Raw genomic sequence first — 23,099 nt, forward strand, 5'->3', positions numbered from 1 at the left:
CACACATAAGAGAGGGGCAAACAATATGTTCGCAATGGGATTGGTCGGAGGCATTTTCGGAATTATCGCGGCAATCGTCGCCATGATGATCGGAGGGCTGGATGCGGCGTTTTCGGAAACGGGAACTTCGGAAATTAGTGGGCTCGCGATTTCTGCGCTTCTGTTCAGTATCTTGGGAATTGTCGGATCGGCATTTTCCAAAAGCAAGCCGAAGTTGGCGGGCTGGCTGATGCTGATCAGCGCGATCGCCGGCGTCATCAGCATCTCGATGTTCTACATTTTGTCCGGCGTACTTCTGGCGGTGGCCGGGTTCATGGGCATCTTCTCGAAAAAGAAAATCAAGGACGCGCCAGCAGCGGCGCCCCTGCCTTGAACGGCAGCGGAAAGGTGACCGGAAAAATGAAGCGAGCTTTTCAAACCGGAATGTTGGCATTCGGAATCGTACTTGCAGCAGGATGTTCGTCCGCATCTACGGATGCTGATATGCGCCACGATGCAGATCAAGCGATGCAGACCGCCTCCGACCAATTGAACAATCTGGCAGATATGAATGACGAGCGCGTTTTGTCTGTTAAGAACGGAACGATGAACGGCCGTTCTGACGTGACGCTCGGCGAAGCGATGGAGGCCTTTTTCGACGGACCGACCTGGCATTACTTCTCCGGCACGGACGACGAGACGGAAGAAACCCATGATGTCGTCGAATTTACAGGTTATTTCATGTACAACGAAAAGTCGGCCAAAGCGCGTATCCAGTTCATTTTGCATGAAGACGATACGTTCGAGATGGGAGCCGGATCGTACAACGATATTGATCAGTCGGCGCTAGTGTTAGGCGCGCTGATGGATAAGGTGTACGAGAGTTATGATGCGGATCATGCGCCTACTGCTTCTGCAGCTCAGGCGAACGAGGATGTAGAGGCTGCTTCCGTCAAAGCGGAGAACGCAGCCTCGGAAACGACACCGGCCCGATCGAATGCTGCCGATGCCGCGCCTACGGGCGAAACTCCTGAAAGCGAAATCTCGCAGTCAGGCGAATCGACCGACCTGAACGATTTTGAACGATGGAACGCCGGAGAAACCGATCTTGCGCTTTCGATTGTGCTGGATGGCGAGCCGCTCAACGTAATCATCGGGCAGGATACGCCGAACGGAGTCAAGACGATCGTATTCAGCGACACGATGAAGCAAGGTTGGAATCTGCCCGTGGAGGTCGCCGATGCAAACTTCAGCCCGTTCGACGACTTCGGCGATCTGAAAGAAGGGTTCAGCCTATTCGTAACCAAACACGACTTCGCCGGTGACGGAGTTCCCGAAGTCGTACTTGCAGCCAGCGACGGGATGCTTGAGACCTATGTGTGGGTGTACAACTACGACTATACGTTCAGCGAATATGACGCTCCGCCGCTTAGCTTGGCTTGGTACGGAGAAGGCCAGTCGGGATTGCAGTTGAACGGAGACCGGATCGAACTGCCGTATGGGTCGCAGGGGTTGGTTGATGAGTATGTGTATGACGGGATGGGGTTTGTAGACCAGTGAGAATAACAATGTAAGTCATAACGAGGAGGAGTAAAAATGATGTTCAAAGAAAAGTGCGGATACTGTGATGGGAAAGGCAAAGTGGAGTGCGATTGCACGGGCGGTATGGGCAAACATGTGGCCGATGACGATTGTTATGCTTGCGGAGGAAGCGGGACGCATATCTACCCGGCTTGTAATGGTACGGGACGTTTGAAGAATTAGCATGCAACCATTTCATAATTCTGATTCCAAGATTCATTCTGAAGCCAGTTCGAACGAACTGGCTTCTTTTTATAAAGGATATTCACTACAATATATTATTAACAACGATTAAGCGAAAGAAAGATGAACAGATTACCGAAACTTCACTCATTTTGTGTATTTAATCTAACTCGAAACTGGCTGTATTTCTTTCAAAGACGGATTGTGGTGAATGGTGGTGAAATAGTAAGTAAAAATATATTTTCTAAAAAATTATTGTGAAATATTCAAAAACATTCAAAACAAAAATTAGGCATGATATATTAAAAATGCTTGGTATGTAGCTTGATCTTAATTATGGCACAAGTTGATGAAGGAGAAGTGACTATGTATACAAATACTGTCGCAGCTTTACAAGAAGAAATTTTAAGATTATTAGATCAACAAGAACAGCGACTTGAAGAAATGCTGAATGTAGAAGACTTCCTTTTTGGGAAAAATGAAGACGTTCAAAGTCGTTCTTTGGATCAAAAAAAAGCCTCGCTATGGATGAAAACCCTCTCCGATGAAAAAGCTAAAGTGAATAATTTGGAAATGACTCTAGCTGTTGTTGGAACGATGAAAGCTGGAAAATCAACTACTATTAATGCTATTATCGGTAGAGAAGTTCTTCCCAATCGCAACCGTCCCATGACTACATTACCTACAATTATTCGCCATAAATCAGGACAACACACTCCGCAATTAACCTTTCCAAATCCTCAACCTTTTAATAAAGCACTAGCTGAAATATCAAAAAAATTGTTACATATTCCACAAGAAAAAATTTCTGAACTTTCTATATATTCTTCGGAAGATGGTAAACGACTAGTTGAATCTATTCGTCTGGGAGAACTAACTCATTTAGAGTCTAATCATACAGGAGTAGAAGGTGTCTATGAATTTTTAAAGTCGATTAATGACATATCCAGAATGTGCGATGCTCAGAACTTTAATCTACCTTCGCCCCTTACAGAATATAAATCAATCTCCGAATTCCCTATTATCGAAATTGAGTTCTTCCATTTGAAAAATGCTGACCAATCTGTAGCGGGTAACTTGGCTTTAATCGATACACCAGGGCCTAATGAAGCCGGACAAAGTCATCTCCGTCATATTTTAGAGGAACAATTACAAAAAGCGTCAGCGGTATTGTCTGTGCTAGATTATACTCAATTAAGTTCTGAAGCAGATGCTGAAGTAAGATCTGAAATCGAAAAGGTAGCAGAACTATCGGGAGACCGTTTATTTGTTCTTGTAAATAAATATGATCAAAAAGATCGTAATTCGATGGGCAAGGACGAAGTAAAGAGCTATGTCAGTCAAGAGCTTTTCAAAGATATGGTCACACCAACTCGTATTTTCCCGGTTTCCAGTCGTTCAGGATACCTCGCCAATTATGCGCTCAGTGAGATCGACAGAAATCATAAGTTGCCTTCACCAACTCAAGAAGATTGGGTGGAAGATTTCGCTAAACAAGTGTTTGGAGAGACATGGGACATAGAAGAGGATCAGGAGGATCTGAATGATATTGATCGCATTCAAAAAAGTGCAGAGCGCTTATGGTCTAAAAGTAATTTCGTAGAACCTTTGGATCTTGTAATCGGCAAAGCTTACGGAGATGCTGCGTTAATCGCTCTAAAGTCTGCTATCGCCAAAATGGTTCATTACAATACAGAGATCATTCAATATCTAAAAATGAGGAATCAAAGCGCCGATCTTGACATTAAAGTGTTACAACAATTTATCGAGCAATTGAACTACGATATTCATTTGATTGAAAAAGTTCAAGAAGAATCGGATCAGCTTGGGCAAGAAGCCGGGCATACATTGAATGCGAATATTTCCATCGCTTTTGAAGCAGGAGAAAATAGCTTGAAGAAGTATATTAATGAATTTTTTGAAAAAGGAAAAATAAATGAACGAATGGAGCAAGAGAGGCAGAAACATCCGGTCGAAAAAAATGATAAGGGTATTTTCGTTAGAATATTTGATTCCGTTCTTTCAGAACCTAAGAGAGGATTCGCATCCTTAAATAGCTATAAACCTGATTCGGACACGGTTAATAAATTTTCTTCTAAAGATGAAGCGGATAAATTTTTATATGAATTACATTCAGTTCTGGAAAAAGACTCCGCTAATTTAATTCACGTCATGCAACAGCAGGTTGCTGATTTTACCAAACAAACAGAAGAAAAACTGAAGGTGAACATTCAATCTAACATTGATCCTATTTTAAAAGAAGCTGCATTAACATTGAATGATACTTTTGATTTGCAAGTCTCTTTCAAAGAACATTCTATAAATAGCATTAATATTGATTTCGATGACATCATGAAAGGTATGGTAGAAGAAAAATCAGAAAGCGTAACTAAGTATCGAACTGTTCGAAAGTGGTATACGCTATGGCTTAAACAACATGAAGAATCATATAGCGTAAATCAAAATTTTTATTATGTGGACACTAAAAAAATTGGAAAAGATGTTTTAACACAATTGGCAACATCTCAGAACCAACTCAAAAGAGAGTTGGAAAAATATATACAAAAAGAGCTGATAAACAATCTAAACAGTTACTTCAGTGAGCTTAAAGCTTATTTAGATAAGTTCAGAGGCAACTTGCTTGATGGGTTAGCTGACAAACAAGAAGACGAGTTCGTATTGGGAAAGCTTTTAGTGGCCATGCAAAAATTCCTTGAAGACTCGCATGTCCACGATGAAGACTTGAAGCAACTTAATCCTGAAAGTATCATGTATTCTTTGAGCCATGCGTAATAAGGGGGGCAGCATGAGCAAGCAAAATCAAAACGATACGCAATTGAGGGATCAATTGATGTCTGAGATTCCTGTATTAGCAGATAAGCAATTAATAGATCTAGTCAATGGATTGGAAGTTGCACAGGATCATATTCGATTTAGAAAAAAAAGAAATGAGAATTGGGCGCATCGTATGTGGGATACTCTTATTGGAGATTCTGCACGTCGTCAAGACGCTATTGACTTAAATTTAGTAGAAGGAATGAAAAGTATCAATGCGTGGCTAGAATATCTTCAAAAAGAAAAAATAAATACAGATCGTGCTATTCACTACGTTGCTAATAAGCTCGTAGAAACTCGACAAGGCGTTACAAAATTGATAGACCGACATGTTGAGTTAAAAAGAGAGGTTATGGTTGTAGAAGATAGATTGGAAAAATTAGAAAAAATGCTCGATCAACAGGTTGATGCTTTGAACGAACGTATTGATCATATTGGAAGCAGGCAAAGTGCTTTTATCCAACTCGAAGATCAAATGACAAAGTGGCTTGGAGGCGCCTACGATCGCTTCCAGCCTATTACACAATTTCTTATTGTTATTGAGACTTTGAATTTCGGGAGTTTTGGTATCTATACAGACAAAAACTCAGAATTTGAAGAAATGTTTGTCTACAAAAGTTCTCTAGTATTGCAAGAGCGTTTCCGAATCAATGTCAATCAACTTGTACCTACAGAAGTTTGGCTTAATATGCTAACGAAGGAAAATGAACAGCATGCAAAGATGATCGAGTTGCTGATTTGCGACGAAATGAATTCTGTAAATAAGCAACCCGTACAACAAGAAATTTTAAAGCGTATTTGTGTAGGCGCGGACAAACAAATTTTAGAATCGCAGTTTTTTAGCTCTAATAAATTACCTAAAGTTTTAACAAGTAAAAGGTTGGCAGAACGCCTTGTAAGCGAGTCGAAAATTCGACTGGAAGGAGGAGGTTTTCTTGCATCCGGAATTTGATTTTGGGTTTGTACTTTCTGGGGGCGGTGCCAGAGGAGCTTATGAAATTGGAGTAGCTCAATACCTTGCTCAAGAGCAGTTAATTCCTTCTGCCTATTCGGGAGCAAGTATTGGAGCATTGAACGCTGCCTTCCTTTCAAACTCGGCTGCTTCTTTTGAAGAGAACGTGAGAAAACTGGATAGTATTTGGCGTTCATTGGAAGTAAAAGATGTTGTGAAAATCAACAAAAAATTTATTGGTTTAGGTCTCTTATATGCAATGCTCAAAAAAAGTGTCAAGTCCCATCCAGCACTTTTGGGAGTTGAGCAACTAATCAAACAGGTTTCTCAAACCAGTAAAGTTGTTGAGAATGTCAGTACAGCCAGTGAGCTGCTTACATTGAATCCTTTATACAAAAGAGTTCAAAACGGCCTTTTGGATAATCAATTTTTAAAGGACCTTTTGAATCACGAGCTAAATTTGGGTGTTTCTGATGCTAAAAAGACTTGGATTTCTGTATATGAAAGTAATGGCTTAGCAAAAGATCTATCAGATTATACTTTAGCGAAATTACGTGTACGTGATACTACAGAATCTAAATACATCTTATTAAATGAGATTCCGTTTGAACAAAAATTGTCAGTTATATTGGCCAGTGCAGCGATTCCAGCCATATACGATAGTCAAACTATTGGAGACAAGGGATATATAGATGGTGGAGTCGGAGGAACTTGGAAAGCATCAGGTAATACTCCTATTGCTCCTTTAATTTCGGCAGGTTTTGAGATTTGTGTGGTTGCTCATCTGTCAGATGCTTCTTTTTTTGATCGTCATGAGTTCAAAGATACTACCATAATTGAGATTAGACCTGAAAGTTCTTTGCATCCAAACGGTTTATTATCGAGTATGTTTGATTTTAGAGCTGAAACTATAGATCGACTGATTGAACAAGGATATGCTGATGCAAAACGTTGTATTTCGCGATCGCTTAAGTCTGTGATGCTGATTAAACAAGATAAGAAAAGTCGTGAAGTAAGACAGGCGAGTCTTGAACAAATCGAAAATGATGATTTTGAATCGAAATTAAAACTGCTTGATTAACTCAGAATTTCTTCTCCAAATAGGGGATTAAACCTATTCGGAGAAGTTTTTTTATAACTACAACTCTCTCTCCATAAACACACTATTCGGATCCAACACATAATCCCCGAACGGCCCGCATTCCTCAAACCCATGCTTCGCGTACAGCTTCCGAGCCGGAACGAAAGCGTCCATCGAACCGGTCTCCAAGCTAATTCGTTTATATCCGCGCGATCGCGCTTCTTCGATGATATGCACCAGAATTTTCTCCGCCACGCCTTTGCGCAGGTGGTTCTTATTCGTCTTCATCGACTTCAGCTCGCAGTGTTCGGCGTCCAGTTCTTTGATCGCGCCGCAGCCGAGCAGTTCGCCGTTTTCCCAGAGCGTCCAGAAGGTAATCTCGGGCTTACGGAGTTTCTCCAGATCCAGCGCATGAATGCTTTCCGGCGGAGAATGAAGGGTCATGCTGTGTAGGTGATCTTCCAGCAGCGCGGCGATTTCGGGGCCTCGCAGGTCGTCGATCTTGATTTCCATGGTTCGTCACTCCTCAAGCGGTAAATGTCTTCGTTTTCACTCTAGCGCCAGAAAATTCGGAAAGCAAGCAGGAAACCTGACATGAATTAAATTTTCAGCGTTTTTCACCTTTTAATATCTTTACGCAGGAGAGTAAATCTTACATAAGCTCGGCTGCAATAAAGATTTTTGCGCGCTTGACCTTCTTCGGTTCGCATTATACGGTAAACCCAACAGAACGAAGGAGGCTCGGCCATGCCGGAGACGGACGGAAGTTTGTTTCGAAAGGCGCTGTTGGAAAGCGGGTTCGGCCCGCGTTTTCATGCCTATTATTATAAACAGTGGGAAGCGTATCGGATGGATTACCATCATCACGATTCCACGGAGATCATGTATCTGATGACGGGAAGCTGCATCGTGGACGTGATCGGACAAGGAGGACGGGAAGAACGGTATACGCTCAAAAAAGGCGAACTGATTCTGCTGGACGCCAACGTGCCGCATCGCCTGATCGTGGAAGAAGGCGTGTCCTGCCGGATGCTGAACGTGGAGTTCGCGTTCGTGCCCGTGGACGCGGCGGACGAAGCGGCGATCAGCGTCGGGACGCTGGCGCGCGAGGAGCCGGCATTAGACGAATTGCTCCATTCGCCTTTTTCTAGTCTGGTGCTGCCGGACCCGGAAGAAGTGCTGCATACGCTCAAAGCGCTGGTGCTGGAGTTGGACCGGCTGCACGGCGGGCAAGGCATCATGGTGCGTCTGCTGTTCGCCGAGCTGCTGCTGCGTCTGGCCCGGCTGCGCCGCGAACAGGTGACCGCCAGCCGCCAACACGCCCATCATTATATTCGCCGAGCGACCGAATATCTGCATCAGAACTACGATCGCGGCATCCGGGTCGAAGAGATCGCGGCGGCCGTCAATCTGCATCCCGGCTATCTGCACCGTTTGTTCAAGCAGCATACGGGCCGGACGTTGACCGATTACCTGAACGCGCTGCGCATGGACAAAGCCAAGATGCTGCTCTCCGGCAGCGGCATCCCGATCGCGGATATCGCGGATTATGTGGGGATCGGGAGCCGGCAGTATTTTCACCAGTTATTCCGCAAGTACGCCGGCTGCACGCCGGTCGAATATCGGGAGCGCACGGACCGCGATTCTTGGAAACTCGAACCGGGACTGCTGCGAAAAGGTGAGGATTTTTGACACTTATTCGCCAAAGGAGTCACGATATTGATAACGATTACCGGATGCCTCCTGCTAAGATGAACGTGGAAGTTAACCTTGAGCTTAAAAACGGTTTGCAGACGCCTATTTTACAGGACGGAAGGGGAGTTATCATGTCGTTCAAAGTGGCTTTTATCGGGGCGGGCAGTATCGGATTCACGCGGGGACTGCTGCGGGATCTGCTGAGCGTACCCGAATTCGCGAATATCGAAGTATCATTTATGGATATCGATCGACGGAATCTGGATATGGTGACGGAGCTGTGCCAGCGGGATATCGACGAGAACGGACTGACGATCCAGATCGCTCCGACGACGGACCGCCGCGAAGCGCTCAAAGGGGCCAAGTACGTATTTTGTACAATTCGGGTCGGCGGGTTGGAAGCGTTCGCGACCGACGTGGACATTCCGCTGAAATACGGGGTGGACCAATGCGTCGGCGATACGCTGTGCGCGGGCGGGATCATGTACGGACAGCGCGGCATCGCCGAGATGATGGAGATCTGCCGGGATATCCGCGAGAATGCGGCATCCGACGTGCTGCTGCTCAACTACTCGAACCCGATGGCGATGCTCACATGGGCTTGCAATAAATATGGCGGCGTAAGGACGATCGGGCTGTGCCACGGCGTGCAGCACGGGCATCATCAGATCGCGGAAGTCTACGGATTGGATAAAAAAGACGTAGACATCATCTGCGCGGGCATCAACCACCAGACGTGGTATATCTCCGCCAAGCATGAAGGCCGCGATCTGACGGAAGGACTGCTGGAAGCGTTCGAGCAGCATCCGGAATACAGCCGCACGGAGAAAGTCCGGATCGATATGCTGCGCCGTTTCGGCTACTACAGCACGGAATCGAACGGACACCTCAGCGAATACGTGCCGTGGTACCGCAAACGTGAGAACGAGATTCAGGATTGGATCGATCTCGGAAGCTGGATTAACGGAGAAACGGGCGGTTATCTGCGGGTTTGCACGGAAGGGCGAAATTGGTTCGAGACCGACTTCCCGAACTGGCTCAAAGATCCGGCGTTCGAGTACGGAGCGGAGCATCGGGGCGAAGAACACGGCTCGTATATCGTGGAAGGATTGGAGACGGGCCGCGTGTACCGGGGACATTTCAACACGGTCAATAACGGAACGATCTCCAATCTGCCGGACGACGCGATCATCGAAGCGCCGGGGTATGTCGACCGCAACGGCATCTCCATGCCGCTCGTCGGCGATCTGCCGCTCGGCGCGGCCGCGGTGTGCAATGTCAGCATCTCCGTGCAGCGGCTGGCGGTGGAAGCGGCGATTCACGGCGATGACAAGCTGCTGCGCCAAGCGTTCATGATGGACCCGCTCGTTGGCGCCGTCTGCAATCCGAAAGAGATCTGGCAGATGGTGGACGAGATGCTGGTCGCCGGCGAGAAATGGCTGCCGCAGTACGGCGAAGCGATCAAGGCTGCCAAAGAACGTCTGGCTTCCGGCAACCTGATTCCGACCCGCGAAGGCAACGAAGGCGCGGCGCGGCTCAAGGTCAAGACGGTCGAAGAAATGCAGCAGGACCGCGAAGCGGCGAACAAAAACGCGGGCGAGTCGGATAAAGGCAAAGACCGCGAGAAGGTGGCGCAGGAATAGAAAAGGAAGCTGGGCGTTAAGGCGAAAAGTCGGCTAAAGATGCACGTCGTTAAGTTTGCGTATTCGCTCACAAGTATGCCAAAAAGCGAAAGTTCCTCCGACGGGGAACTTTCGCTTTTGGCATGTTTGTTTTATCGAGGCGGTTAGGAATAGATCAGGACTGTACTTGCATGGTCGCCATCAGGGCATGGAAATGACGAGCGTCGCCCGTGCTGAAATAGTCGTACCAAGCTTCCAGTGTTTCTTCCCGGAATACGTCCAGTTTCGCAATGACTTCGCGAGCCAGCAGCAGGCCGCCGGCCGAGCCGGTCGTGATCAGGTTGCCGTCCGTGACGATCTTCTCGTCTTGGTAATGCGCGGAACCTTGATACGCAGGGCAGCTCCATTCCAAATATCCCGGTCCGTTGCTGGTGTGCGGACGGTTGTCCAGCATTCCGCGATCGGCCAGAGCGGTCGTGGCTCCGCAGATCGCCGCGACAAGACTGCCCGTGTCCAGCAGCTCTTTTGCTTTTTCGAGGATCGGCAGATGTTTGGCGTCCTGCCAAGTGTTCGCTCCCGGCAGAAGCAGCACCGCCGAAGTATCGACACTCATCTCGTCTACGGTTAGATCGGGCAGGATCGTCATCCCACCCATGGTCGTGATCGGATCTTTGGAGATTCCGACCGTTCTGACCGGCAGGCGGCTGCCTGCCGTTTTGAAGTATTGCCCCGAATTGAGCTGCGCCGTAACCCATCCCAATTCCCAATCGGCCATCGTATCCAGTACGTAAACATAAGCGTATTTCATAGTTCCTCCTTGGCGTGCGTTTATGATAAGCGATAAACCAAGGATAACGGTTCAACGTGGACAGCAGGGTGTCGAGGATTAATCCAATGTACTGCCTACCGCCAGAATATATTGAAGCGGTCCGGCGGACAGGTCGATATCGGATTTGAACGTGAAGGTTGCGTCTTTGGCAATGGCTGCCCGAAGGCGGTTCGGATTCTGGAACTGGAAGTTATAGATGCCGTCCGAAGCAGGTTTGCCTGTGGCGATGGTAGTATGCAGGTCTTCCTTCCCGGCGGCTATGGCTGCACCGGAAATATTGCGGGCGGTCAGCGTCATGCTGCCTTTTCCTTTGCCGACGGTCGGCAGATTGAGGCTTACGGACAGCGGACGGATCTCGTTGGTCTGCATATTCGCGGCTTTGGGTGTCTGATTGAAATCGATGCCGCTCGTTTCCAAGTAAGCGATGAGCTTGCTGCTTGTCTTGAAATTCTTGTCTTTCAGAGTAAGCAGGGCGTTCTGGTAGCTGCCGTCGATCTTTAATCCGTCCAGCAGCACGCGCGCAGGAACGAATAAGTGCCCGTTTTGGATCACGGCAGCGCTTTTCAGAGTCTTTGGATTTTGATTATACAGCACGGTTTGGGAATTCGGCTTAAAGGTAACCGTGCGGTCTTTCCACTTCATCGTGGTTTGTTTGGTGCCTTTATTGTAGCTGACTGCCGCTCCTGTCAATTCGCTTACGGCTCGCAGCGGCAGCATCATGCTTCCTTTGTTGTCTAGATAGGGGCTGCCGGAGGAGGTATAGACGATGTAGTACTGATTGATTTTGAGCATAATCGGGCGGTCGTCAGTCTCCGCCCGAGCAGAAGAAGAAAACGCTGCAAACGAAGACAACAACAAACACAAGGTGAATATGGACAAAAAAGAGATTCGTTTTTTCATCAGGATTCCCACCTTTATCAGGATTTCGTGCTTCTGTACGTCTCGTCTGCTTCGGTCAAGGTTTCAGCAGTTCCCGGATTCTATGATCCACTCGGTACTCTTCTCGAAATCTAACCTGTTCTCCGTCGTCTTCGATACGGAAGGTATAGAGCACCGGTTCTTCCGTATCGAAGACCAATTGATAGGAAATCGGGTCCTGCGAGCTTTGGGATCGATCATTCGGCGTATGCGACGCCTCCTTCAGGTATCGGATAAAGGTCTCGCTTTCGCTTCCGGTCAAGATTCGTATAGGCTCCGTTTCTCTCCAACGGTAGATCGAGACGGAAGAAGGTTTAGCTTGAAGGACGGCGTCGAAGTCTTCATCGGGCAGTCCGTCGTAGTGTTCGCGCGCGTACAGCTTATACCCGCCGATCTGCTCTTCGTCGTGTACGGCGACCAGGTCTTCCGGTTCGAAGCCGTCGACCCGATAGAGCTTTGTGCCTTTCTCCAGAAAAGCGGCGTCTCCCGAACGGTTGCGATAACTGGAATCGGTTACGTTTCCGTCCAGCTTCTTGCTGACGGTGCCGACGACTTCGTCCGTCACGCTGCCGGAATCGCGCAGGACGCCGTTTGATACCCCTTCATAGACGGTGCCGTCAATATTGACGAAGTCGATCCAGTCGATGATGGTGCCGTAGCGCGGACCCGAGCAGCCTGCGGCCATGAGCATACCGAGCAGCAGGATCGCGATCAGGCCGGTCGGTTTGGATTTGATGATCCTTTTGTTCATCCTCCATGCCCCCTTTTTTCTTCATAAACGCGCTTGACCTCGGGAATGTTTCCTTAGTACGGTACATACAGAATACGATTTCGTTACAAAAAGGAGTTTTTGCATGAACAAAACGATCGGCATGCTGGCTCATGTGGACGCGGGCAAAACGACGTTCGCCGAGCAGCTTCTCTATCATACGAACAGTATCCGCAGCCGCGGGCGGGTAGATCATCAGGATGCGTTTCTGGACAGCCACGAGATCGAGCGGGCGCGTGGGATCACGGTCTTTGCGGGACAGGCGGTCATGAACTACAACGGTTCGACGTATTATCTGCTCGACACGCCGGGGCACGCCGATTTCTCGGCGGAGATGGAGCGCGCGCTGCGCACGATGGATTACGCGGTGCTGCTGCTGAGCGCGGTGGAAGGCGTCGAAGGGCATACCGAGACGGTGTGGCAGCTGCTGCGGCGCTACGGGATTCCGACGTTCTTTTTTATCAACAAAACGGATCGGGCCGGCGCGGACGTCGATCGGGTGATGGACGATATTCGTACGCTGCTGACCGGAGACGTCGCCGATCTGACGGATACGCTGACGATCGGCGAAGCGGAAAAAGAAAACGGCCAAGCTTCGGCGATTCTGGACGATTCGCTCAAAATGTTTCTGGCCGAACGCGACGAGAAGCTGCTGGAAGAGTATCTGGAAGATACTCGGAGCGCGGAAGAGTGGACGGACGCGCTGATCGGGATGATCCGCGAGGGCCGCGTCTATCCGTGCCTGCACGGTTCGGCGCTGCTGGATCAGGGCGTGACCGACTTTCTGGCGAAGTTCGACCGTTTGACGGTCACGGATTACGCGTCGGCGGAACGTGCGCGGGAAGAAGATTTCGCGGGCTACGTGTACAAGATCGGACATGACGAGAACGGTACGCGGCTGACCTATATCAAAGCGCTGCGCGGTTCGCTGGGCGTGCGGGAATTCACCTCGTACGAGAATCCGGGAACCGGCGATAACGAAAGCGGGGAACGCGAGGACGACGTGTCGGAACGAGTCACGAGCCTCCGCATCTATAACGGCGAGCGGTACACGCATACCGAACGCGCGCATGCGGGCGAGCTGTTCGCCGTCACGGGCTTGAGCGCGGCGCAGGCGGGAGCGGGACTCGGGGAACTGCGCGGCGAATCCGTGCCGTTCGAGATGACGCCGACGCTGACGGCGCGCGTGGAGTTCCCGCGCGAGCTGCCGGTCAAAGACGTGCTGCGGATCTTCCGCATGCTGGAAGCCGAAGATCCGGCGCTCGGCGTCGTGTGGGAAGAAGAGCTTCAGCAGCTCTATATCCGCGTAATGGGCGCGATCCAGCTCGAAGTGCTGACGAGCGTGCTCGCCGAACGCTTCGGCATGAAAGCGGCTTTCGGCGCGCCGGAGATTCTGTATCGGGAAACGATCGCAGCGCCGGTGACGGGCTACGGGCATTTCGAACCGCTCAAGCATTACGCCGAGGCGCATCTGCGGATCGAGCCGGGCGAACGGGGCAGCGGCGTGGTCTTCGAAGACGCCTGCCATGCGGACGAACTGTCCGTCGGCTACCGCAATCTGGTCGGCCAGCATGTGCTGGAACGCGAGCATCACGGGCTGCTTACGGGTTCGCCGCTGACCGACGTCAAGGTCACGCTGCTGATCGGTCGGGCGCATAACAAGCATACGCACGGCGGCGATTTCCGCGAAGCGACGCTTCGGGCGCTGCGGCAGGGATTGGAGAAAGCGGAGAACGTGCTGCTGGAGCCGTGCTACCGATTCCGGATCCGGACGGAGCTGGAGCATATGGGCCGGGTCATGGCGGACGTGCAGCAGGCGCACGGCACGTTCGACCCGCCCGAGACGAGCGAAACGCATCTGCTGCTGACGGGCATCGTGCCGGCGGCCACGTTCATGAACTACGCCGTGGAGCTGGCTTCGTATACGCGGGGCAGAGGGATGCTCGGTCTGTCTTACGGCGGCTATCTTCCGTGCCATAACGCGGAGGAAGTGGTCGCGCGGCGCGGTTACGACAAGAACGCCGATCCGCTGTACACGTCTTCGTCGATCTTCTGCGCCAAAGGCGCGGGTTATTCCGTGCCGTGGGACGAAGCGGAAGCGGCGATGCATCTGCTGTAACGCAAGAGGCCGGATATTGCGCGGCGCTTCAAACGGCGTTATCCTTAAATGAAGGCATTGTCCCTTTACTAAATTCACAAGGAATCGAGCGATACATTCATGATTACACTGAAAAGCGAACGCGAAATCGCGATGATGGACGCGGCCGGAGACGTTCTGGCGGCCTGCCATAAAGAAATCGCGAAAATGATCAAACCCGGCATCACCACGATGGAGATCGACCGGTTCGTCGAGAAGTTCCTGAAGCAGCATGGCGCGAAGCCGGAGCAGAAAGGTTATAACGGCTACGAATACGCGACCTGCGCGTCGATCAACGACGAGGTGTGCCACGGCTTCCCGCGCCGTCAGCCGCTCAAGAGCGGCGATATCGTGACGATCGACATGGTCGTCAACCTGAACGGCGCGCTGGCGGATTCGGCTTGGACGTACGCGGTCGGCGAGGTGTCCGAAGAAGACGAACGCCTGATGGAAGTGACGCTGCGCGCTTTGGAACTCGGCGTGGAGCAGGCGGTCGTCGGCAATCGGCTGGGCGATATCGGCCATGCGATCCAGAGCTACGTCGAAAGCGAAGGATTCTCCGTCGTACGCGAGTATACGGGCCACGGCATCGGGCCGACCATTCACGAGAAGCCGCAGGTGCTCCATTACGGCGAGCCGGGCAAAGGCCAGCGTCTCAAAGAAGGCATGGTCATCACCATCGAGCCGATGGTCAACGCGGGCGTCTGGCAGACCAAGCGCGACGATAACGGCTGGACGGCGCGTACGGAAGACGGCCGCAATTCGGCGCAGTACGAGCATACGCTGGCGATCACGAAGGACGGTCCGCGGATTCTGACGTCGCAGGACTGAGAGCGGAGCCGCGGGCGGACTCGCGTTTCGGATCGTTCGAAGCGCGACGAAGCGGCCGCCGGAACAACAGAAAGGCCAAAGAGCACGGAATCCCGATCTGCATCGGTTCCGTGCTCTTTTTTTACCCTATGCTCCGGATCGAACGTTCAACTCTCCCCGACCTCGAGACCGAGCTGTTCGCGCAGATGGGCGACGACCATTTGTTGATCGAAGATTTCTTCGTCCGACATGGCGTGCGCGTAGACCAAGGTGCGTCCGCCGACGTCGAAATAATCCGCGTGTACGTAGAAATCCGGCCCGTTCGCGAAGGCCGGCCGTTCGTCGATGTCGACATAGGCGCTGGCGAAGACATGTTTTTCCGTATAGCTTCGCTCGCCCCAATCCTTCAGAATCGGCAGATAGACGGACGCGAAATCGCCGTCCTGCGGGTTTTCAAGAATAGAGACGATCGGGTCGTGTTCCCACACGCCCAGGCCTTTGCCGTCGAGCACGACGATGCCCATACGTTCCTCGTTGGCGAGCAGCATCAATTTGGTCGGATGCTCCGCGTCGGTGGAATAGCCTTCGTCCACGATCGTATCGTCCGGATGAAATCCGTACGTTCGCAGATTCGAAGACAGGTTGAAGATGAAGAAGTAGGAAATGAACAGAGCGGCTATGGCGACGACAAGGGTAAGCTCGACGCTCCTGCGTACTCTCATGCGATCCCTCCTTTTTTTGGACGGGGCCGGTCGGATAGCGGAAGTCATACTCTTGATGAGAAAAAGCCCCTCTATCTTCTATAGTAAATGTATCGGCGTTGAAAGGCCAGCTTTTCGGGATATTGTAAAGGAACGGTCGGATTCGAACACCAAAAAGGCCTTCCGGATAAGGAAGGCCCTGTCGATCGAGCATGGATAACTTGCGGAAGAGGGCTTAAATCAGATACTGCCCGCGCTTCCGTCCGTCGGTTTGCCGCCGACGCCGGACGTGCGCAGAGAGTCCTGCATGTCCGACTTCACGTCGTGGGCCGCGGATACCGTTTCTTCTTTGAGTTCTTTGACCGCTCCGAGCGTCTCTTTGACGACGCCGGTCACTTCTTGGCTCTTCTCGACCAGCGCGTGGCCGCGTTCGTTGATCGCCGGGCCGTTCGCGCGCAGCGCTTCGACCGTGTCCATCACGTTATGGCGAATCTGCTCGCCTCTCTGCGTAGCGACGATGACGGCGGCTCCGGCTCCGATCAGCGCGCCCGCGGCGGCTCCGATCGCGGCGGTGGTAACAAACGATTTATCCATAGTGTTCAAGCTCCCTTCGAGGTAAAAGTTCTTGACTGTTATTACCCGGTTGGCGCATGGGTTAACGATAGTTTTGCGGAAATGTCGATAAAGCTTGCTTTTGCCCTATAATGATTCCATGAACATTCAACATAACGACCAAACCATCGAATTCCACGTCGAATACGCCAAACGCAAAAAAGTCTACGTCCAGCTCGATCCCAACGGGCTGGTAACGGTCAAAGCGCCTAACGGCCTGCCGGAAGAACAGATTCAAGCGGCGGTCGCGCAGCAGGCGGAGCGGATTCTCGAGATCCGCGCCAAGCTGGCCAAAGCGCAGGAAGCGCCCAAACCGAAAGAATACCGCGAAGGAAGCGAAGGCGAGTTTCTGCATCTGGGGCGCCGCTGCCGCTTGGACGAATTGATCCCGACCGAAGGCCGCACGGAGGAACAACTGCGCGCCGACCTCAAGAAGTTTTATTTTTCGAGCTGCAAAAAGATCGTGAACGAACGGATCGGCGCGTATGCCAAGCAGCTTAAAGCCGAACCGAAATCGATCGAGATCATCGAATCCGCGACCAAATGGGGAAGCTGCGATTCGCGCAAACGCCTGAACTTCAACTATCTGCTGGCGATGGCTCCCGTCTACGCGATCGATTACGTCATCGTGCACGAACTGTGCCATATCCATCATATGAACCATGACCGCTCGTTCTGGCGCAAATTGGGCAGCATCCTGCCGGATTACAAGGAGAGGGAGGCTTATCTCGACCGGTACGGGCGTTTTATGGTGATGTAGGGCCGCGAAGGAGGAAGAGCGTTGTCTGTGGGCCAAAAGAAAGAGGATGAACTTCCGCTGCGCATCCTGCGATCCGGACTCGAAGTCAACAGCCTCGTGCTGCTGCGCGGAGGGCGAACCGCGCTGGAATGGTACCGCGAACCCTACCGTAAGGGAGTGCCGCAGCTGTTGTATTCGCTCAGCAAAAGCGTGACTTCGATCGCGGTCGGCATAGCCTACGATCAAGGGCTGCTGACGCCGGACGATCCGGTGATCGGATTTTTCCCGGACAAGATGCCGCTTCTCGCCGAACGCTCCGAATATCTCCCGGAGATGAAGGTCCGTCATCTGCTGTCGATGACGGCCGGGCATGAAGGCGACATCTATCCGGCCGTCGTATCGCAGCGGGATTGGGCAGCGGCTTTTTTGGCGCAGTCGATCGAGCGGACGCCCGGCACGCATTATCGTTACAGCACGCCGTCGACTTACATGCTTTCGGCGATCGTGGAGCGCGTCTCGGGCCTGAATCTGGTTGATTTCCTCATGCCGACGCTGTTCGGACCGCTCGGGATCGCAAAGCCGGTCTGGGAGACCTGCCCGCTGGGCGTGACGGCCGGCGGCATGGGATTGAGCTTGCCTACGGAAGACGTGGCGAAATTCGGGCAGATGCTGTTGGAAGGCGGAACGTATCGAGGCCGCCGAATCGTCTCGGAAAGCTATATCCGGGCAGCGACTTCCGAACAGAGCGACAACCGTTCCGGCGTCCCGGCCGAGCGGACGGATTCGGCGCAGGGCTACGGTTATCAATTCCACTTATGCCGTTTCGGCGCGTATCGGGGAGACGGCTCGTTCGGCCAGTTGTGTCTGGTATCGCCCGGGCATGATCTGGTCGCCGCCGCCAACTGCGCTTTCCCGAGCATGGCGAAGCTGCAAACGCTGCTGAATTGGATTTTCGAGCTGGCGTGCGGGGAAGAAATCGTCGCCGGAAAAACGACTGGTGCAGACGTTCGAACCGCCGAAGCCGCCGGAATTTACGGAACCGCCGAGAACGGAACGTTCGAGCTGCCGTTCGAGCCGAACGTCTTGTACGTAGTCGACGATAACCCGGCGGGATTGCGTTCGCTTGCTTTAAAACCGACGGCTTCCGGATTTGATTTGACGTTCGATTACGGCGACGGAGACGAACGAAGCGGTAAGCTTCCGTTCGATTTTGCGCGTGCGCTGGAAGCGGAGAGCGTATTCGTCAAAGACCTGATGCGGCATCGTCAAAAAGTCGTCACGTCCGTGGAACCGTCTTCGGAAGATCCGGCCGGACGGCGGCTGAAGCTGCATTATATCGAGACGCCGTATGTCGTTACGTATACGATCCGGCCCGCGGAAGAAGCGCTGCTGGTGCGTTTCGAGATCAACGTGTCGTTCGGATACAAGTCGTACGAAGCTTATGCGCGCAGAAGCTGAGCGAACAAAGCCGTGCTGGCTGGTTACCGAATTTTAACCTTTATATGACAGTCGAAGTTTATATTGTTACTTCCGCGCTTCCGAAGTTTGTTATACTGGCGGCGAACGAGGAGGTTAACACCATGAACACACGACGCAGATTCTCCATATATACCGGCCTATGCGCCGCTTTGATTCTCGCTGGCGGCCTGCTCGCCGGATGCTCCGATAACGGCAAATTATCCGACGCCGGGACCCCCGCTCTTGCCGTTCCCCCGTCTTCCGTCGTTTACGAAAAGCCGCTTGCCGCGGAACCCGATACGAATAAAACGAAGATCGATCAGAAGGAAGCGGCGCAAGCCGGAACCGTCTTTCTGGATAACGGGTCGACCGGTTGGAAAGTCGATATGCGGACCAAGGGCGCTTTGGCCGCCGACAATACGCTGTACCGCACCGGAGACGGCGGCGAGACATGGACGAAGATCGCCGATTCCGCGTCGGGCAGCCTGCCTTCCGGCCTGATCGCCGCGCTGCGTTTCGTCGACGAACAGCGCGGGTGGGCCGCGACGAACACGCTTCAAGAAGGCGATTTGCGCTTGTACGCGACGCGCGACGGAGGCAAGACGTGGAGCAAGACCGCGCTTGCGATTCCGGCCGACTTCGAACGGTCTTGGTTCGAAGCCAAAGTCCCGGTCTTTTTCGAAGGAACCGATCTGGGCCTGTATATCGCGCAGACCGAATTCGCGTCCGACGGCAAAGAAGCCCGGCCGCTGCTGTTCTACGTGACGTCCGACGGCGGAGCGACTTGGTCCGATCCGCTGCGCAGCGAACAAGGCGAATACGGCGGCGTCAGTTGGAAAACGAAACGTCTGGCCGACGGAACCGGCCGCAGTTGGTCGGTGACGATCAGCGGGCGGACTTGGACGTTCGAACGCAGCGACGGCTGATTCGCGCTTAATACTGAAGTCGGGCATCCGGAGCGACGACCGCGGCCCAAACGGACAAATATGCAGAAGAAGCCGAATCTCGGCTTCTTTTTTTGCGGCCGCAAAGCAAGCGGTAAACGGACTGCCCGCGCCCGGCGATTTTTCAAGGTCGCGGTCCGTAGGCTTCTTCGCTTTCCTGTGATAAACTGGAGCAAATTCAGTGACGGGAGGGCGGGAAATGGAACATTTTGCGCTGTTTATGTTCATGTCGTTCTTGTTGATCCTGCTGCCCGGTCCCGATACGGGACTGGCGACGCAGAACACGATTCGTTACGGGCGGACAGGCGGCGTGCAGACCGTCATCGGAAGCGCGGGCGGCACGTTGATTCATACGCTGGCCGCCGTGCTCGGCTTGTCCGCGATCATCGTCAAGTCCGCGCTGCTCTTCTCGATCTTCAAGTATGCCGGAGCTTTGTATTTGATCTATCTCGGCGTCATGTCGCTATGGGCGCTGCGCAAAGCCGAGCCGGATTCGGCGGACGAGCGGACGAATCCTCGTTACGACAACCGTTCGCCGCTGCTGCAAGGCATGTTGACGAACGTGCTGAATCCGAAGGTCGCCGTTTTTTTCCTCACGTTCCTGCCGCAGTTTCTCGCTGCCGGGGCGAAGCCGCTGGTGCCGTTTCTGCTGATGGGCTTGACCTATACGATCATGACGGTGATCTGGATGGTGCTGTACGTCTTCCTGCTGGACCGCATCGGCGCATGGATCAAACGCCCGGCCGTACGGAACGCCATGCAAAGCATCACCGGCATCGTGCTGCTCGGCTTCGGCGTGAAGTTGGCGCTGGAGCGGCGTCCTTGAGGCGTTCGCCGCTCGGCGACCCGAATGCTTGAACCCTTATGCGTAGGAGGGCAAAAAAGGTACGGGAGAACGCTCCCGTACCTTTTTGCCGCGCGTGCATTTATTCGGATCATGCCCGGATCTGCGCCGTTCTATTCAAATATCCAGCCGTTTCGTCTCGCCGCCTTCGATTTCGACCGCTCGGCCGTCAACCGCGATCCATACGGAAAGAGCGGACGGATTGCGAACCATCGTCCCGTTGACGGAGAATTCCAACCTTTTGCGCGCATCCAGATAATCGATGATCTCGATATTCGTCGCGTACCAGATATCGTCGCGGCCGCTCATCTTGGCGCAGAAGTCTTCGATCTCCTGCCAATTGTCGTCGTTGTCGAACTCGTAGCTGTGTCCCCAGACGTACAGCAGCGACAAGTCGATATAATGCGCGGGCGGATCGAGTTCGAGGAACTTGTCTCCATGCTCGCGCATCTGCTTGTGATGGCAGGTCGGATGCCAAGTCAGCGGACGCTGCGGCACGGCGAATTCGCCGGTCGAACGAACGGTGCGGCAGTAGCGGATCCCGAGCGTGCCCAGCGTCTCCGCCACGGTATCGTCGTACGTGCCGAACGGATACGACATGCCACGTACCGGATAACCGGCCGATCGTTCCAGCGCGCGGCGGTCGTCGATGACTTCCGTGATCAACCGCTCGCGCGGCACGCGCTCCAGAAACGGATGATGGACGGTATGCGCCGAGATCTCGTGCCCCGCGTACAGCGAAGACACTTCGCTTTCCTCCACGTACCCGCCGTTATCCGTGCCGAACTTGCCGGAGTTGAGGTGGAACGTCGCTTTGAGTCCGTAACGGTTGAAGAGTTCGACGAGCCTGCGGTCCTGATGGCGTCCGTCGTCGTAGCTGAAAGTCAGCGCTTTGTAACGTCCTCCGGGAAAAAGGTTCAAAGAAACATTCGGGCTGTTCATGATTCTCCTCCTTATGTATCGGTGTACCCCGATAAGAATACGCTTACAGAAGCGGCGGGTCAATGCGGGCAAAGCGATGCGCGCGGTATTTTTTTCGCAAAAAACGCGGTCGCATCTCGCAAACGCCCGTTCCGCGGGTACAATAACGGTAAGAAGACGGCGAGACGGCTTCAAGCGCCGGATCTATCAACCTTACGCACCGGAAATGGAGGGTTCGTCCATGTGGAGATTGTTCTTCGGCCCCAAGGAAAAAAAACGACCTAAACGCCACGTGCCGACCAAAGAAGAGCAGGAAGAAATGTGGTACCGGTACTTCTACGAGACGCATCCCCGGCTCGAATTGAAAGAATGGGCGCGCAGGCTGCACATCTTCCGCTTCTGCCGGGCGAATCCGGAACAGACGGGCGACCGCGACCGTCTGATGGCGGCGTTCCGCATCGCGACCCGGGAAGAACTGGAATCGACGTGCGAGAAACTCGGAATCAAGCTGGAGAAAATGCCGGAGACGGACGCGGCGAGCGCGGCCGCCGACCGGTTCCGCATTCAGCCTTACAACGATCTTCGTCAGCCGGCCCATCTCAAGCTGTTCGGTCTGCCCGCGCATGTCTGGGTGCGTTCGACGAAGCTGATCGTCACGATCTCCGACGCGGACAAACCGTTCGACGTGACGCCGCGCACGATCAAGGCGGTGGAGGGCGTCGAAGCGAAGCTCGGAGATCTGGGGCTGTCCTCGCAGATCGTCGACCCGCCGCTGAACGACAAACATTGTTTCTGCCCGAAGTTCTACCCGGAGTATTTCGAATGAGCGGCAGCAAGAAGAAACCGCTGCATCTGCTGGGCGATTTTCAGGTCGGTCCGGAAGAACGCTGGCGGCGTTATCTGCATGAACGCCATTCCCCGGAAGAACTCCGGGAATGGGCGCATACGCTGCGGTACTTGCGCTACCGACGCGCGACCGGCGGACATGCGGGAGACGGGGACCGGCTGCTTGCGGCGGTGGCGGTCGGCAGCCGGAGCGAGTTGGAATCGGTCTGCGGTCTGCTGGGCATCGAATTGCAGCCGATTCGGGAAGGCGAACCGGATTGGCCCAGACAGGTTCGGTCGCTGGATTACCCGGATGTTCTTCAGCCGGGAAACGCGAAAATCGGCGGAGTGGAGGCTTTTGCATGGATCTATAGCGACCGTCTGGAGATCGGCGTCTCCGATCCGGACAATCCGTACGAAGTGAGCGCTTCGACCGTCGAGGCCGCGGCCGAGCACTTGGAGCCGCTGCTCGCGCCGCTGCAAGAACGGCTGATCGATCCGCCGAACGACAACCGCAATTGCATATGTCCGAAGTATTATCCGGAGTTGTTCGAGGACTGAACGACGAAGGCGCGGCCGAGAAACTCTTTTGCAACTTCCCCCGACGTGTTAGAATACAGCAGTTGTCCGACGCAGAAACCAAGCACTACAAGCATTAGGGGGA

Annotated in this window: 22 protein-coding genes; 15 read left to right on the forward strand and 7 right to left on the reverse strand. The window is 52.8% G+C overall.

All coding sequences use genetic code 11. The features are described 5' to 3' along the window. Positions 1-25 precede the first annotated feature (25 nt). From CDO73_RS09285 to CDO73_RS09305, 5 genes are all read left to right on the forward strand, one after another. Positions 26-373, forward strand: a complete 348-nt coding sequence (locus tag CDO73_RS09285; RefSeq protein ID WP_088488244.1) for a DUF4064 domain-containing protein — start codon at positions 26-28, stop codon at positions 371-373. Further along, a complete protein-coding gene (locus CDO73_RS09290; protein WP_143536103.1) occupies positions 370-1,539 on the forward strand; it encodes a hypothetical protein in 1,170 nt (389 codons plus the stop codon). The genes CDO73_RS09285 and CDO73_RS09290 overlap by 4 nt, the downstream gene beginning before the upstream one ends. Positions 1,540-2,109: 570 nt before the next feature. After that, positions 2,110-4,536 (forward strand): dynamin family protein, encoded by a 2,427-nt coding sequence (locus CDO73_RS09295; RefSeq protein ID WP_179218647.1) that lies wholly within the window; start codon positions 2,110-2,112, stop codon positions 4,534-4,536. Positions 4,537-4,549: 13 nt separating this feature from the next. After that, positions 4,550-5,530, forward strand: a complete 981-nt coding sequence (locus tag CDO73_RS09300; protein WP_179218648.1) for a diguanylate cyclase regulator RdcB family protein — start codon at positions 4,550-4,552, stop codon at positions 5,528-5,530. Next, positions 5,514-6,611: a patatin-like phospholipase family protein gene (locus CDO73_RS09305; protein WP_088488248.1), complete on the forward strand. Its 1,098-nt coding sequence runs from the start codon at positions 5,514-5,516 to the stop codon at positions 6,609-6,611. Before CDO73_RS09300 ends, CDO73_RS09305 begins: the two co-directional genes overlap by 17 nt. Before the next feature lie 57 nt (positions 6,612-6,668). Here the strand turns inward: CDO73_RS09305 and CDO73_RS09310 are convergent, their stop codons facing one another. Further along, positions 6,669-7,124, reverse strand: coding sequence for a GNAT family N-acetyltransferase (locus tag CDO73_RS09310; RefSeq protein ID WP_088488249.1), 456 nt, complete (start codon positions 7,122-7,124; stop codon positions 6,669-6,671). A gap of 234 nt (positions 7,125-7,358) precedes the next feature. Between CDO73_RS09310 and CDO73_RS09315 the strand changes: the two genes are divergently transcribed. Both CDO73_RS09315 and melA read left to right on the forward strand, forming a co-directional pair. Then, the gene (locus tag CDO73_RS09315; RefSeq protein ID WP_088488250.1) at positions 7,359-8,303 is read left to right on the forward strand and encodes an AraC family transcriptional regulator; all 945 of its coding nucleotides are present in this window, start codon (positions 7,359-7,361) and stop codon (positions 8,301-8,303) included. 134 nt (positions 8,304-8,437) lie between these two features. Continuing rightward, the gene (gene melA / locus CDO73_RS09320; RefSeq protein WP_088488251.1) at positions 8,438-9,949 is read left to right on the forward strand and encodes an alpha-glucosidase/alpha-galactosidase; all 1,512 of its coding nucleotides are present in this window, start codon (positions 8,438-8,440) and stop codon (positions 9,947-9,949) included. A gap of 154 nt (positions 9,950-10,103) precedes the next feature. On the opposite strand, the gene CDO73_RS09325 is transcribed toward melA, so the two are convergent. From CDO73_RS09325 to CDO73_RS09335, 3 genes are all read right to left on the reverse strand, one after another. Next, a complete protein-coding gene (locus CDO73_RS09325) occupies positions 10,104-10,736 on the reverse strand; it encodes a DJ-1/PfpI family protein (protein ID WP_088488252.1) in 633 nt (210 codons plus the stop codon). 78 nt (positions 10,737-10,814) lie between these two features. Further along, a complete protein-coding gene (locus CDO73_RS09330) occupies positions 10,815-11,657 on the reverse strand; it encodes a stalk domain-containing protein (protein WP_088488253.1) in 843 nt (280 codons plus the stop codon). Positions 11,658-11,712: 55 nt separating this feature from the next. Next, positions 11,713-12,426 carry a hypothetical protein gene (locus tag CDO73_RS09335; protein WP_088488254.1) on the reverse strand — a complete coding sequence of 238 codons (714 nt, stop codon included), beginning with the start codon at positions 12,424-12,426 and terminating at the stop codon, positions 11,713-11,715. Between the two features lie 103 nt (positions 12,427-12,529). On the opposite strand from CDO73_RS09335, the gene CDO73_RS09340 reads away from it, so the two are divergent. Both CDO73_RS09340 and map read left to right on the forward strand, forming a co-directional pair. Next, positions 12,530-14,563 carry a GTP-binding protein gene (locus CDO73_RS09340; protein WP_088488255.1) on the forward strand — a complete coding sequence of 678 codons (2,034 nt, stop codon included), beginning with the start codon at positions 12,530-12,532 and terminating at the stop codon, positions 14,561-14,563. Positions 14,564-14,662: 99 nt separating this feature from the next. Continuing rightward, positions 14,663-15,412, forward strand: a complete 750-nt coding sequence (map, locus tag CDO73_RS09345; RefSeq protein WP_088488256.1) for a type I methionyl aminopeptidase — start codon at positions 14,663-14,665, stop codon at positions 15,410-15,412. Positions 15,413-15,558: 146 nt separating this feature from the next. Here the strand turns inward: map and CDO73_RS09350 are convergent, their stop codons facing one another. Together CDO73_RS09350 and CDO73_RS09360 are read right to left on the reverse strand one after the other, a co-directional pair. After that, complete coding sequence (locus CDO73_RS09350; RefSeq protein ID WP_088488257.1) at positions 15,559-16,113, reverse strand: hypothetical protein; 555 nt, start codon at positions 16,111-16,113, stop codon at positions 15,559-15,561. Between the two features lie 219 nt (positions 16,114-16,332). After that, positions 16,333-16,686: a YtxH domain-containing protein gene (locus CDO73_RS09360; RefSeq protein WP_179218649.1), complete on the reverse strand. Its 354-nt coding sequence runs from the start codon at positions 16,684-16,686 to the stop codon at positions 16,333-16,335. 118 nt (positions 16,687-16,804) lie between these two features. On the opposite strand from CDO73_RS09360, the gene CDO73_RS09365 reads away from it, so the two are divergent. The 4 genes from CDO73_RS09365 to CDO73_RS09380 all read left to right on the forward strand — a co-directional run bounded on the left by CDO73_RS09365 (position 16,805) and on the right by CDO73_RS09380 (position 20,671). Further along, positions 16,805-17,464, forward strand: a complete 660-nt coding sequence (locus CDO73_RS09365; protein ID WP_088488465.1) for a M48 family metallopeptidase — start codon at positions 16,805-16,807, stop codon at positions 17,462-17,464. A 27-nt stretch (positions 17,465-17,491) separates the two neighbouring features. After that, a complete protein-coding gene (locus tag CDO73_RS09370; RefSeq protein ID WP_256972647.1) occupies positions 17,492-18,901 on the forward strand; it encodes a serine hydrolase domain-containing protein in 1,410 nt (469 codons plus the stop codon). Positions 18,902-19,023: 122 nt separating this feature from the next. Then, positions 19,024-19,827 carry a WD40/YVTN/BNR-like repeat-containing protein gene (locus CDO73_RS09375; protein WP_088488260.1) on the forward strand — a complete coding sequence of 268 codons (804 nt, stop codon included), beginning with the start codon at positions 19,024-19,026 and terminating at the stop codon, positions 19,825-19,827. Positions 19,828-20,044: 217 nt separating this feature from the next. After that, positions 20,045-20,671, forward strand: coding sequence for a LysE family translocator (locus tag CDO73_RS09380; RefSeq protein ID WP_088488261.1), 627 nt, complete (start codon positions 20,045-20,047; stop codon positions 20,669-20,671). Between the two features lie 135 nt (positions 20,672-20,806). Here the strand turns inward: CDO73_RS09380 and CDO73_RS09385 are convergent, their stop codons facing one another. Next, on the reverse strand, positions 20,807-21,631 hold the full coding sequence (locus CDO73_RS09385) for a polysaccharide deacetylase family protein (protein WP_088488262.1): 825 nt from the start codon (positions 21,629-21,631) through the stop codon (positions 20,807-20,809). A gap of 220 nt (positions 21,632-21,851) precedes the next feature. Between CDO73_RS09385 and CDO73_RS09390 the strand changes: the two genes are divergently transcribed. Together CDO73_RS09390 and CDO73_RS09395 are read left to right on the forward strand one after the other, a co-directional pair. Further along, a complete protein-coding gene (locus tag CDO73_RS09390; protein ID WP_088488263.1) occupies positions 21,852-22,436 on the forward strand; it encodes a hypothetical protein in 585 nt (194 codons plus the stop codon). Further along, positions 22,433-22,996, forward strand: a complete 564-nt coding sequence (locus tag CDO73_RS09395; protein ID WP_088488264.1) for a hypothetical protein — start codon at positions 22,433-22,435, stop codon at positions 22,994-22,996. Before CDO73_RS09390 ends, CDO73_RS09395 begins: the two co-directional genes overlap by 4 nt. The last annotated feature ends 103 nt before the right edge of the window (positions 22,997-23,099 follow it).

The organism is Saccharibacillus sp. O23, assembly GCF_002205895.1.
Classification (GTDB): Bacteria; Bacillota; Bacilli; order Paenibacillales; family Paenibacillaceae; genus Saccharibacillus.